The organism is Chitinophaga agri (genome assembly GCF_010093065.1).
Classification (GTDB): domain Bacteria; phylum Bacteroidota; class Bacteroidia; order Chitinophagales; family Chitinophagaceae; genus Chitinophaga; species Chitinophaga agri.
This window is the reverse complement of sequence record NZ_CP048113.1, coordinates 1,552,942-1,566,348: the sequence shown is the minus strand read 5'-3', so window position 1 is coordinate 1,566,348 and position 13,407 is coordinate 1,552,942. Positions and strand designations below refer to the sequence as shown.

At 47.5% G+C, this 13,407-nt stretch carries 11 protein-coding genes; 7 read left to right on the top strand and 4 right to left on the bottom strand.

The features are described from left to right. Positions 1 to 6 precede the first annotated feature (6 nt). Positions 7 to 231: a hypothetical protein gene (locus GWR21_RS05785; protein ID WP_162330821.1), complete on the top strand. Its 225-nt coding sequence runs from the start codon at positions 7 to 9 to the stop codon at positions 229 to 231. 112 nt (positions 232 to 343) lie between these two features. Here GWR21_RS05785 and GWR21_RS05780 read toward each other — a convergent pair whose 3' ends face one another. After that, on the bottom strand, positions 344 to 595 hold the full coding sequence (locus tag GWR21_RS05780) for a hypothetical protein (protein WP_238430213.1): 252 nt from the start codon (positions 593 to 595) through the stop codon (positions 344 to 346). Between the two features lie 79 nt (positions 596 to 674). Here GWR21_RS05780 and GWR21_RS05775 point away from each other — a divergent pair, with 79 nt between their 5' ends. Further along, on the top strand, positions 675 to 947 hold the full coding sequence (locus GWR21_RS05775) for a hypothetical protein (RefSeq protein ID WP_162330820.1): 273 nt from the start codon (positions 675 to 677) through the stop codon (positions 945 to 947). A gap of 85 nt (positions 948 to 1,032) precedes the next feature. On the opposite strand, the gene GWR21_RS05770 is transcribed toward GWR21_RS05775, so the two are convergent. Continuing rightward, a complete protein-coding gene (locus GWR21_RS05770) occupies positions 1,033 to 3,807 on the bottom strand; it encodes a PAS domain-containing sensor histidine kinase (protein ID WP_162330819.1) in 2,775 nt (924 codons plus the stop codon). A 244-nt stretch (positions 3,808 to 4,051) separates the two neighbouring features. Between GWR21_RS05770 and GWR21_RS05765 the strand changes: the two genes are divergently transcribed. Both GWR21_RS05765 and GWR21_RS05760 read left to right on the top strand, forming a co-directional pair. Then, on the top strand, positions 4,052 to 5,266 hold the full coding sequence (locus tag GWR21_RS05765; RefSeq protein ID WP_162330818.1) for an alpha/beta hydrolase-fold protein: 1,215 nt from the start codon (positions 4,052 to 4,054) through the stop codon (positions 5,264 to 5,266). Positions 5,267 to 5,325: 59 nt separating this feature from the next. Further along, a complete protein-coding gene (locus GWR21_RS05760) occupies positions 5,326 to 6,012 on the top strand; it encodes a hypothetical protein (RefSeq protein ID WP_162330817.1) in 687 nt (228 codons plus the stop codon). A 97-nt stretch (positions 6,013 to 6,109) separates the two neighbouring features. Here the strand turns inward: GWR21_RS05760 and GWR21_RS05755 are convergent, their stop codons facing one another. Then, entirely contained in the window at positions 6,110 to 8,494 is a 2,385-nt protein-coding gene (locus GWR21_RS05755) for a TonB-dependent receptor (RefSeq protein ID WP_162330816.1), read from the bottom strand. A gap of 278 nt (positions 8,495 to 8,772) precedes the next feature. On the opposite strand from GWR21_RS05755, the gene GWR21_RS05750 reads away from it, so the two are divergent. Beyond that, positions 8,773 to 11,289, top strand: a complete 2,517-nt coding sequence (locus GWR21_RS05750) for a beta-L-arabinofuranosidase domain-containing protein (protein ID WP_162330815.1) — start codon at positions 8,773 to 8,775, stop codon at positions 11,287 to 11,289. Positions 11,290 to 11,457: 168 nt separating this feature from the next. On the opposite strand, the gene GWR21_RS05745 is transcribed toward GWR21_RS05750, so the two are convergent. Beyond that, a complete protein-coding gene (locus tag GWR21_RS05745; RefSeq protein ID WP_162330814.1) occupies positions 11,458 to 12,030 on the bottom strand; it encodes a C40 family peptidase in 573 nt (190 codons plus the stop codon). Positions 12,031 to 12,168: 138 nt separating this feature from the next. On the opposite strand from GWR21_RS05745, the gene GWR21_RS05740 reads away from it, so the two are divergent. Together GWR21_RS05740 and GWR21_RS05735 are read left to right on the top strand one after the other, a co-directional pair. Then, entirely contained in the window at positions 12,169 to 12,693 is a 525-nt protein-coding gene (locus GWR21_RS05740; RefSeq protein ID WP_162330813.1) for a DinB family protein, read from the top strand. 52 nt (positions 12,694 to 12,745) lie between these two features. Continuing rightward, complete coding sequence (locus tag GWR21_RS05735) at positions 12,746 to 13,378, top strand: NAD(P)H-dependent oxidoreductase (protein ID WP_238430211.1); 633 nt, start codon at positions 12,746 to 12,748, stop codon at positions 13,376 to 13,378. Positions 13,379 to 13,407: the final 29 nt, after the last annotated feature.

The following is a 13,407-nucleotide window of genomic DNA, read 5'->3' as shown; positions in this document are numbered from 1 at the left end:
TGCAATATGGAAGACTTTACAATTGTAGTGAATCGTATCGAAGAATTGCAGTCAACACAGGACAGGCAGGAATTGGAGCGTATCATGGACAAGGCCAGGCGCACTATCATCGGAGGACAGGATGTATTACTGGTGAGGGAAAGCAGCAACGGTAAACGGGAGAAGTTCGACACCCTGTCCAATGAAAGTGATTTCGAAGAATACAGAACAAGGGTGTTCCGGTTTCTCTGACACAGTAAATGCCTCATTATTACTTCATGGCGGGCCAACCTGCCGCAGTAAATAGTTTACAAAGAAAGGTCTCCGGATAGTTACTCCGGAGACCTTTTTAACAGATGATATCTTATTTACCAGGTACGGGCACATCATTTACTGAGATCAGTGTATCTAACCGGATCACCTTTCCAGCATCTGTTTTCAGGTATTCCACCTTATCCTTGGTGTAGACATCTGCGATCACTGCAGCAACAGATTGTTGCCCATCAGTCTCATCCTGATAAATAATAGTAGACGGTGTTTTTGTTGTTGCCCATGCCTCGAGACGATCGTAATAGTCACAATCGATAGGCTTATAGTTCTTAGCTGGATCCATCATAAAATATTTTTAACCGGGAGGCGTCAATAATCCGGCCAGGACTGGCACAATTATGTGGTATTGATGTAAAATGACATCTATGACCGAGAAACTGACAATAAACGGGCAATCCGTGTGGGTAATAGTAGAGGCGCTGGATGCACAGCATGGCAATCCTGACATTATTCCGGCAGAATATTTTATTGCATACTATAACATGCAGGAGCCTCCTGTAGCAGCAAGCTCACATGAGCCAGGTAAAATGCCGGGTAAATTATTTACGGACGGAGGAGATAGTCCTAAGCGTTTCCTGTCTCCTGTAGAGGCGATAGAATACGCCACTGAAAAGCTACCAGAGATAATGGAATTGTAGCGATGCAAAGGTGACCACCATGGTGCAGCTACCGGCTGTGATGGATCCTTTAACGGGCGATGTTGGTCCGTTAAAGGGTTTCCTGTCAGGTGGGCAGCAGCATACTGAACACCGCTCCTTCGCCAGGAAAGCCAGTGGCAGTAATGAAGCCGTGAAGTCTCTCTACGATCTTTTTGCAAAGCGCCAGACCGAGCCCGGTACCCTCATATTTATCTTTGGAATTCAGTCTTGTAAAGCTGTTAAAGATATGCTGTGCCTGTGTCTGGTCAAACCCGATCCCGTTATCTTTCACATCGATCTGTATGTATTCCTGCTGCTCATGAAACGCCCGTGCCGCAGTAATGGTGATCAGTGGGAGAGTACCTTCAGCTGTGAATTTCAGGGAATTGTTGATCAGGTTATAAAACAGCTGATAGATCAGTACAGGCGAACCTTTCACTATTGGCAGACGGTCATGTACAAGTTTAGCCTGTTTAAGGTGCATAGGTATCTCAAGGTCCAGTTCAATACTGCTGAACACTTCGTTCAGATCCACCAGAGAAAATACCTGACCGGCCGTGTCAACAGAAGAATAGTTTAACACACCTTCGATCATAGCATACATTCGGTCCGTCGCAGTATTGATCTTGGCCAGGAAATTCTTTCCTTTTGCAGATAATTGTGAGCCTGTATCGTGTTCCAGGCGGTCAATGAACGTCTTGATCTTACGCACGGGTTCTTTCAGATCATGTGATGCCACATGTGCAAATTGCTGAAGGTCATCATTTGATCGGGTGAGCTCCCGGGTACGCTCGTTCACTAACTGTTCCAGTCTTTCCTCTACAGCTTTCTGCTCTTCAATATTCGTCAGCGCAGCCACCCATTTCAGGATGTTGCCCTGTTCATCTTTAATAGGATTACCGACAATATAAAACCACTGGTAACAGTCGTTTCTGGCCTTTAACTGGAATTCAAAAGCCAATGGCGCTCCGCTGGTAAGGCTCAGCTTCCATCTGTCAGATAGCTGGGTACGGTGAGAAGGGTGGATGTAGGTCATCCATCCGTCACCGGCAGTATCTTCCAGGTGTGAGCCTGTATAATCATACCACTGCTGATTGAAGAAGTTGCAGGCGCCGGATTCATCGGCTGTCAGGACCAGTTGCGGCAGCGATTGTGTCAGGGTACGGAACTGCTCTTCGCTCTGGCTTAGTGCCTGTTCCGCCACCTTCAGGTCGGAGATGTCGCGTGTGGTGCCGGCAATGGCTTCCACGTCACCTTCATTATTCAGAACGGGCGCAAAGATGTAGTCATATATCCTGTTACCCATTACTGCATGCGGGAATGCTACTTCTCCCCGGATCAGCTTTTTGGTAGCAATAACCTGATCGATTTCCCGTTCATGCATTTCGGCATGCCAGGGCTCGTAACCGATATCCAGCAGTTTTTTGCCTGCGGATTCTTCCCAGGTGCGGCCCCACATGGTTAGCAGTGCTTTATTGGCGTAGATAAAGTTATAGTGCAGGTCAAATACATAGATCAGGTCGGGCGTGCTGCCAGTAATGGCGTCATAGAGTCGCTGGCTGGCTGACAGCTGATCCCGTGTAGCTTTAACCTGCTCTTCAAATGCTTTCCGTTGTGTGATATCACTGGCAGTGCCGAACCATTCAATGATGTTACCATTTTCATCCATGATCGGAATAGCACGGGAAAATGTCCATCCGAGTGCTCCGTCGATCTTTCTTATCTGGTGCTCCAGTTCGAAGATGCTTTTGGTGGCTACTGCCTGGTCTATCATGTCCTGCACCCGTTGTTTATCTTTAGGATGAATGTATTTCTCAAGCCAGTTGTGTATAGGGCCTTCCGTATCGGACAGAAATCCGCGGCCTCTTAAGTTCCGCATTTCTGTCCAGTCGGGACTCATCCGGTACACTACATCAGAAGTGGCCATCACCAGTGCCCTGAACCGTTGTTCGCTTTCCTCCATCCGCCTCCGGCCGACTACCTGTTCTGTTACATTGTTTGCGATGACGAGCACACCGCTTGTCGTGCCATCGATATCTTTATAAGGTTGGTAAACGAAATTAAAGTAGAGCTTTTCTGTTGAGCCATCGGCGCGGTTGAATACAGCCGGCAGCTCTTTGCCGGTAATAGTCCTGTTATGATGATATACATCCTTTAGCATGTCGAGGAAACCCTGTTGTTCCATTTCCGGCAGTATTTCCCGAAATGGTTTTCCAATGGCTTCTTTACCGACTTTCCAGATATTGAATATAGCTTCATTCGCTATTTCCAGTTTCATATCCTCACCTTTCAGGATGAAAATGGGATTAGTCGCCTGTTCCATGATGGCCCGGAAGTGTTGTTCTCCGTTGATAGGCTGGCTGGGTTGATTGTCACCCGCTGGCATCGCCGCGCAGATCACGAGTACGCCAGCTGGTATACCATTTTCACCATGTACCGGACTGAAATGACCCATCCTGCAAACTTCGCTTGTATTTCCGTGTCCACGGAACTGAACGGGTATGAGCGTGTTGGATGAGGATGCGCCTTCGCGCAACACCTGGTTAATAGTCGGTTGTATCTTATCCCATGCATCCTGCCAGCTCTCCGCACCTCGCTGACCAAGGCGTAGTGTTTGTTCCAGCCCGTCCGGCAGGATAAGGCGGAAAGCTTCGTTGTAAAAGCAATAGGCATGTTCACCCCAGAAGAGCACCATAGGTATATTGGCATGTAATAGCGTATTTAAGGAGAATCGCAGTGCCGTTGGCCAGTTGTCCAATGGTCCGAGTGGTGTGGCGGCCCAGTTGTAGGTGTAGATTAGTTTTCCCACTTCACCGCAGTTTTTCATGGTGGATGCGATGAATGGTTGTGGTCGTTCCATTAAGTAATACAGATCATTTAAACATTCAGAGAATACAATATATTGGGAATCAACATGTTGCCTTATGATAAACATTCAGGCATTTCACCGGACATGTCAAAGTATATAGATATATGTAAGAAAATTGTGCCAAATTAGTTGGCCACATTTTCCGCGCAACTTTCCGTCCCATTTAGGAGTGCTTATATCACATATTCAGCAGGTACTGGAAGATTCTCTCGACATTGCTATTAAAAGAAAATCCATGAAAAAGTTGATCCTCTTGCTACTTTTATTGCCGGTTGCCATCTTTGCACAGTCCCCCAACAGCCTGGTTTCCTTCGGGCAGGCAGACAGTGTTTATTCTGATGTACTGAAGGAACAAAGACAGCTTTGGATCTACTGTCCGCCTGTTGATACAAATTATTTCAAAATGCCTGCTTACCCGGTACTATATGTACTGGACGGGGATGCGCACTTTGCTTATCTGCAAACGATCATCCAGCAGCTAAGTCTTAACGGTGTTACTGCCATGCCTCAGATGATCATCGTGGGCATTGCCACTTCCAATCAAAACCGCATGCGCGATCTAACACCATCTGCCGATCCGAAAATGCCTGGTACCGGCGGTGGCGAACGGTTCACAGCCTTCCTGGAAAAAGAGCTGTTTTCCTACATTGACCGTAAATATCCCACCGCTCCCTACAGGATCTATACCGGTCACTCGGCGGGAGGATTAATGGTTGTTCATACCCTGTTACATCATCCCGCGATGTTTAATGCCTATATCGCTTCTGATCCCAGTTTGTTTTTCAGCAACAGCGAAATACTGAAAAATATAGATGATGTGCTGGGCAAGCAGGACTTTACCGGCAAACGGTTTTACCTGGCCATCGCGCACACCATGAACCAGGCGCTGGACACCTTTCAGGTCAAAAAAGATAATGCCATGGGCTCCATACATACCGCCGCGATCTTCCAGCTGAGAGACAAGCTGCTCAGGCACCCGGAGAATCATCTTAACTGGTCTTACAGGTATTATGAGAATGATTATCATAATACCCTTCCGGTGGTCGCACAGTATGATGGCCTGCGGTCAATATTCCGCCGGTATTTCTTTCCTACCTACCTCTATACGGACAGCGCTCCCAATACAGACTCTCTTCGTCAGCTGATCGTCTCTCACTACAGTACCCTCAGTAAAGAGATGGGATATACTGTTCTGCCTTATGAATGGGAGTTCAATCGTCTGGGCTACGAGCATCTGGCCAGGAAGAATTTTGCAAAAGCAGCCATGTTCTTTCAGCTGAATATTACCTACTTCCCTGACAGTTTTAATACGTATGACAGTATGGGCGATTATTACAAAGAAACAGGTGATACCACAAAAGCTGTCAGCTACTGGAAGCAATCCCTTGCCATTAAATTTACAAAGGGAATACAGGAAAAGGTGGAGCAGATGGTAGCTGCCGGGAGGTAGTGTCCTGTTTGGGTGGTTAAAGAAACAATCCGATCTTTATCATCCGAAAAGGAATACACATGGGTTTATTTGATTTATTCAGAAGAAAGCCTGCACACGGCGCAGACGCAAAGAAAGACATTACTGTTATCAGTCAGGAGGAGCAGGAAATTATACGGCAACTGGAATCGCTGGAATATTTTAAATATGCTCCGGAAGCAGATCATCACCAGCTTAAAACAGAAATAGCCAGCAGTCTGGCAGAAAGGAAATACTTTCCTTTTGTGATAGCAGAAAGGCCGCCCTTTGCCAAAAAAGACCCCAGGCATTTTATTCTTGATAATGAAGCGTTGTATGAGACAGGTGGTTTTACTGCGGCATTGAAGGAAATGCAGTCCCTGTTTGATAAAATGAATATCCGTATGGAAATAACTGATCATGTAGAGGAATGGGATGCAGGGAATAAGTGGCTTGACCACCGTATCACTATTAACGGAAAAAAGTATATCATCTTCAACAGGCAAAAGGATCAGGCATGGCTGGAGGCGGCACAGCGATTTGCGGATATGGTCAATGACCAGCTGGCATTACAGCAGTCAGAAGAACGGTTCTATCTGCTCAATGACGGGCATGATGGCAGGGGCATTTTTCTTACTGAGCCATTGCTGGATCTGCTGGATGGCCTGATAGAAGGGGAGCATGAGAAGCCGCTCAAAATGGAGGAGTGGTGCGCGCACAATCACATAGAACGTGCGAAGATCTTTTAAGGTCAGTAGGCCGTATCTGGCCATTATAAACGACTATTTGTACAAATAGCAATCCCCCGGCCTTCAGCAGACCGGGGGATCTTTATTATAAGCGTGATCAGAATTTGTAGGAAACGGACAGGCGGTAGTTGCGCGGAGGCTCTGCCTGCCAGTAGTACGCACCTAAAGCTGCATAGTAGGAACCACTGTAGAGATATTTGTCAGTGATATTAAGCACGTTTGCAGTGATGCGCATTTTGCTGCCTTCCCAGAACAGACCGCCGTCCAGTTTGAAGTAGTTAGGCAGTTTCTGCAGACCTACACTCCAGGTGTCCGTCTGACGACCTGCCTGATACGTGAAGCCACCAGCGATACCCGCACCTCTCAGTACACCTGTACGCAGTTTATAGCTCAACCAGGCATTAGCCACATGTTTGGAATAACCAGGTACAATGTCACCAACTTTGATACCGGTTGATTCAGATACACCTGGGTTTACCTTGCTTACTTTTGCTTCCGTCAATGCATAGTTAGCCGTTACGTCAAAGCCAGGTAATAATTCCCCACGGATATCAAGTTCCACACCCTGTGCTCTGCGCTGACCAAATACGATGCTGAGACCTGCGTTAGCAGGCGCATTCGGATCGGCCGTCAGTTCATTTTCTTTCAGGATCCGGTATACGGCTACTGTGGTATTCCATTTTCCTTCGAGCCAGTCTCTCTTGATACCAAACTCAATATTGTTACCTGTCAGGGGTTTTAATTTACCAACACTCACCCTGCCTGACTGCGGGGTAAATGCCTGGTCATACAAACCATAGACAGAGGTATAGTCATCAATGTACACGCTTAATCCAAGGCGGGGCGTAAAGTGATTCGCCTTCTGAGTAGCGCCGAAGTTAGACTGTTTTACATAGGTATAACGGCCAGCCAGTGTTAGTCTCACGCTATTATCAAAGAAACCTAATTCATCCTGCAGATACAAACTGGTATAGTTTGAATTGATCAGACCATAACCATTGGCAGCTCTCGCTTCCAGACTTAACGTGCGGTCATACACAGGATAGCCGTTAGCGGGATTATCGAGGTTAGGTGCCTTAGGGTCGAAAGGGGCGGAGCCGGTATCCAGGGAATGCGTCTGCGCGTAGTCCGCAACATATCGTTTATCACCCAGGTCGATACCCGCCAGCATCTTGTGTACAACGGGGCCGGTCGTGACCTTACCATTTAAGAAGAGCTGGCCTAGTGACATCTTGCTTTTCGCTTCCCAGATACCAGCGTTCCTGTAGTACCTGCCATCTGCTTCTACTGAGTCAACCCACATGGAAGTACCGTTCTGGCTATAGTTATAGTACGCCGCCTGTGCTGTCAGTTTCCAGTTATCATTGATCTGGTGTTGCAGGTTAATAGTAAGGCTATGATCGTTTATTTTAGTAGCGGGCAGACCGGAAGGCAGCATGCTGAAATCTCTTGGAAGGCTGGCATAGCCGAAAGGGCTGAATACATAGTAAGAGCCTACATCGGACATGTTAGCACGCTGGTACACATATTCAGCGGTGATCTTTGTTTTATCATCAAGCTGATAGGAGAGTACCGGCGCGATGGAATAACGGTCATTGTACTCGTTGGCACGGAAAGAACCTTTGTTCTGTCCGGAGAGGTTCAAGCGATATAGCAGTTTACCATCTTTGCTTAGTTTACCGTCCATGTCCAGTGTAGCACGATTCAGGTTGAAACTACCTACGGTGTAGCTGAATTCGTTTTTAGTCTGGCCGGTAGGTTTCTTTGTTACCACATTGTATAAACCACTTGGGTCGCCATTAGACAACATAAAACCAGCAGGTCCTTTTACGAACTCAATATGGTCCACAAAGCTCATGTCTTCAGTCAGCGGGCCCCAGTAGGAACTTACGACGTTGAAGCCATTACGAAAGGCCTGTACCTGTGAGCCGCGCATGGAGACATTGGTATACAGGTCGCCCCAGTGTTCCAGTCTTACAGCGCCACTTACATTACGAATGATACCATCACTCATACTGATGATCTGCTGTTCTTTAATAGACTGTCCGGAGATCACCTGGATGTTCTGTGCTACCTCGATCAGCGGTTCCTGTAAACGAAGTGACTGAGAAGGGTTGTCCATCTTTACACTGTTATTGCGTGCGTTGACCATCACCTCTTTCAGCTGGGTGTTACTCAGGTCCAGTTCAAAGTTCACTGTTTCGTTCTGGCCTGCCGTGAGTGTAATTTGTTTTTCCTGCTGATTGATATTAACAGCGGTAACTACCACAGTGTAGGTACCCGGGTTGATACGGTTAATACGGAAATAGCCTTTGTCTGTGGTTGATGCACCGTAGGATGTGCCTTTTAATGCCACTGTTACATACGCAACAGGACTGCCGTTTTTGGTTGTTACTACTCCGCTAAGACTGCCATGTTGTTGTTGTGCAAGTATATTGAGTGACAGAAAAAGCATGAAGAAAACAGGTAGTAATTTTTTCATATCTATTTATCTTGATTCTAAACTCATGCAAAGAAATGTTAAAATTATTCTGCCTGCAGCCGGGTGCGGTTGAATTTCCGGATGTCGTAAATCTTTTTCCCGATGTCGTAAAGGTGAACCGATGCATTTAAAATTATATATTGAAGGGTCGAGGCATGGAATGGGATTTTACTTATTTCTTTTTATCATCTGGTGGCACGCCTATCCGAAATAGCAGGTAAATCTTTTTTGAACCGATTATATTTGATGAAATAACACGTTAATTACAGGTACTACTTATGCTAAGATCCACATTATTTACCTATCTGATACTTGGGACCACGTTATTTTCACAGGCACAGATCAGGCGTACGCCTGCATATGCGTATAACCGGGCGCCATTATCCCGGGAGAGTCACGTACAATTACCGTTAGGCAGCATTAAGGCCAAAGGCTGGCTGCTCAAACAACTGGAGTTACAGCGAGATGGCGCTACCGGTCATGCCGAAGAACTCTACCCTGAGCCGGAGAATCTGGGACCTGATTCAGACTGGCTGGGAGGCACCGGTTCAGGATGGGAGCGGGTACCCTATTATGTGAAGGGCTTAACGGCCCTGGCTTATACACTGGATGATCCTGCACTGAAAGAGCGGGCATGTAAGTGGATCAGATGGACGTTGGAACATCAGCGTGCGGATGGTTCTTTTGGCCCGGCGACCATGAAAGACTGGTGGCCCAGGATGCCGATGATGTATGCCCTGCAGAATTATTACGAGGCGACCGGCGATCAGCAGGTGATACCTTTTTTGACCCGTTATTTCAAATATCAGCTGGCCAGTCTGGATACGATCCCCTTGTATGAATGGAGTAAGTCCAGAACAGCAGATAATATTGAAATAGTATTCTGGCTGTATAACAAAACAGGCGATCGCTTCCTGCTTGATCTCGCACGGAAACTGGATCAGCAGGCGTATCCCTGGGCAAGTATATTCACAAATAATGCATTTTATCACTTCGGAGATGATTTTCACACCAAACACAGTGTTAGCGTCGGGCAGGCGCTTAAGTTCCCTGCGGTCTACGGGCAACTGAATCACGACCCTGTATATCAGCAGGCAACCGGGAAGGGGATGAGCCACCTGCTCAGAGACCACGGACTGGCAGGTATCATTGCGTCAGGTACAGAGTTTCTTTCCGGAAAAAGTTCGTTTCAGGGGGTGGAGACCTGTACCGTGGTGGAATGGATGCAGAGCCTGGAGACTGCTGCCAGGATCATTCACGAAGCAGCGATGGGAGACCGGCTGGAGAAGATCGCATTTAACGTTTTGCCGGCTCAGTTTAGCCGTGATATTAAGTCGCATTTATACTATACACAGCCGAATCAGCTGTTTTGCAAACATGGGAACAGCGGGTTTGATGAAGACTATGATGGCGGTATACTGCTCAGTCCTTATTCAGGTATGGGCTGCTGCCGGTACAATATGCACATGGGCTGGCCTTACTTTGTAAAGAATAGCTGGGTAGCCACACCGGATAAAGGACTGGCGGTGATCGCCTATGCGCCGGTGGAAGTGAACGCGGTGGTGTCCAATGGTATTAATGCCAGGCTCAACGTGGTCACTAACTACCCTTTTGAAGAGCAGATCACCATTCAGGTAGATCCGGAGAAAACAGCAGCGTTTCCGTTAATATTACGCATACCTGGCTGGTGTGATGCACCTCAGGTGCGGGTGAATGGGAAACAACAGCCAGGAGTGGAACAGGGCAGTATCTATACACTGAAGCGAACGTGGAAGAAGGGGGATCAGGTAGTGCTGCATTTTCCCATGAGAGTGAGCATCACTGATCAGGTGAATCAGTCAGTGACGGTTGAACGAGGTCCGTTGGTATATGCATTAAAGATCGATGCTAAATACGCCGTACGTAAGGCACATCCGGTAAAAGGTTTCTTTGACTACGAAGTAAAACCAGTTTCCGACTGGAACTACGCTTTGGAGATAGACCGTCAGCAACCAGCAGCAGCCGTGAAAGTGCAACAGCAGCCCATGCCGGACAATCCGTTTGAGCAGTCGGTCACACCAGTAAGCCTGCGCCTCACTGCGCGGAGACTACCGTCCTGGAAGGTAGCTGGTAACGAGATGCATGCAGCGGAAGTACCGGGCAGCCCTGTCAGTTCAAATGAGGAGACAGAAGAGATCACACTCGTTCCTTATGGTACGGAAAACATCAGGATCAGTAATTTCCCGGTGTTAGGTACACCAAGGTCTGCGGCCACCACCTTCAGCGACAACTTCAGTACATCCACACTGAACACCTGGATCAACTATGGTCAGTGGTACATAAAGGATGGCGCTATACATGCTGCGTCCAATAAAGGTTCGTGGGGATACGGTATACACGGCGTTAAATCAATTCCCTCCAACACATATTTCAGTGACCTCAGCTATGAGGCAACTATCAGACTTACTTCGGGTGGAAACGGCGGTATCATTTTCAGGGTTACCGATGTGAATCTCGGTGCGGACGCCTATAATGGCTATTACGTGGGACTGGATGCGGTTAATGGAAAGATCCAGCTGGGTAGATCATCCGGGGGAAAATGGCAACTGCTGAAGGAATATCAGCAACCATTGAAAACAGGAGAGAACTATCCTATCAGGGTAGTGGCAAAAGGTGCTGACATTAAAGTGTACTTCGATCATGGGGCTGCTGCTATCATTGCTGTAACAGATGATACCTATCAGGAAGGGGCGATCGGCGTACGGTCATATGACTGTCTGGTGAGCATTGACGATGTGAATGTCGCAGCACTGTAAGCAATGAAGAACTGTTCCGGTTTACCACCGCGCTTTATACCTCCGGCGTGGTGGTAATTACAAGCAGTTATCAACCACTCTTTAATACAAGGATATGCAAAACATATTGTCCAGCTTTTACGGGCAGAACAACTTTCATATCCGTCTGTCATACACTTGCAGATTGCGTTACGGCTGCTGTTGCAAGACCCTGATCACTTTCATAAATCTGCCCATGTAATAAGGATTGAGGGTTGTCTCTGTTACGCCGTTCGCCTTCCCGGAAGTGGAGTGGATGAATACGACGCTATCCCCTGTCTGCGTGATGATGCCCATATGGCCTACAGTCCTGATAGTGCTGTCTGTACCCGTGAACAGGATCAGATCTCCTGGTTTTACCTCCTGCAGCGTCACCGGCGTTCCTTCATTCGTAAAGCCAGCCGACGTTCTGGGTACGCCAATGTTGAAATGGTTGAACACATAGGTAATGAACCCGGAGCAGTCAAACCCTTTCTTCGGATCGGTAGAGCTATATTTATAGCGGATACCTTTTAGCGTTCTGGCATAGGTGATCAGCTCGTCCGGCATGAGTAGACCCGTTTTGATACTGGAGTTGTTCACCGTGATACTTGTATCAACGGCGTTCATCAGGGAATCGTCGGTATAGACGATCGTATCTTTCGATATGGCTTGCTGGTCAGGCACATCTGCACAGGATAGTAAAAGGGGCAGGGCTGCCTGAAGGATAGTTAATTTACACACAACCCAAATATAATGAATCTGATTTATATAAACCGGCCTCATAAATATGCTTTTGCTGTTTTCCGATCGCTCGGGAGCGGCGAAAGGAGGTAAGATGTTAAATTTCCATACATTTGAGATCTTACATATTCGTTTACCATGAAAAGAACGGAATGGTTTCAGCGCGTATTTCCCGTCATAGCGGATAATGGTTTGCTACCTGCCATCATTGAGCGGCTTAGTGGTACACCGGCCCGCGTAGAGGAAATAACTGGCAATCTGGATGCAGAGCTGCTGACTGTAAAAGAACCTGGAAAATGGAGCATTAAAGAAGAAATAGGGCATCTGGGAGATCTTGAACCACTTTGGTCAGGAAGAATAGATGATATGGTAGATGGCGCTGCTACATTTAGGGTCGCTGATCTGACAAATCAGATCACACATCAGGCAGACCATAATGCGACCAAAACGATTATCCTTCTTCAGCGGTTCAGGGAGCAACGGGACGCTTTTGTACGAAAGTTGCTTATGCTGAGTGATGAACAGCTGGAAAGGACTGCACTACATCCCCGCCTGAAAACACCTATGCGGGTAATTGACCTGGCTTACTTTGTAGCAGAACATGATGACCATCACCTGTCGAAAGTGAGGGAGATCATGGACAAGCATCAGCTAAGACCATGAAAATAGATGCTGATAAATAAATCTCTTTGTGCCAGCACAAATGATACCTATAGTGAAGAAGATACTGATCATTAATGGGTCCCTTCGCGGGACAACCGGTAATTCGGCCGCATTAGCGAAAGCCGCTGCTACAGTGCTCACGGAAGAGTTGCAGCAGGAAGCAATACTACTAACCCTGACAGACCCCATGCCAACAGTAGGTACTGTATATGACCTGCTGGTGAGCTGTGATGCGATCCTCGTGATCACCGGTGTATACTGGAATAACTGGAGTTCACCACTCCAGCGTTTTATTGAAGTGACCACTGCATTTGAAAATACACCTGCCTTTTTTGGAAAGCCGGTTGCCAGTGCTGTGACGATGGATTCTGTCGGGGGAATTGAGGTAGCGGCCAGGTTGCAGGCTGTCTTCGGTGGACTGGGTTGCTGGAGTCCACCCTGTTCGACGATTGTATTGTCAAGGACAGGTCAGGAGGCGATCACAGCGTCTGCTGGTCAGGAAAACGACCCTAATGAGGATGTATGGCGGCTGGATGATCTTTCTATTGTCCTGCACAACCTGGTGACTGCCGCGGGCATGTCACGTGATAAATGGATGGCCTGGCCGCATGCCGCACTGGCTGTTCCTGATGGTCCCTGGCCGGTCAATGGCCCGCTTGATATGGGCACACCTCAGTTCCTGTAGCGCTTAGACCAGCGTCAACTTCGCCGTAC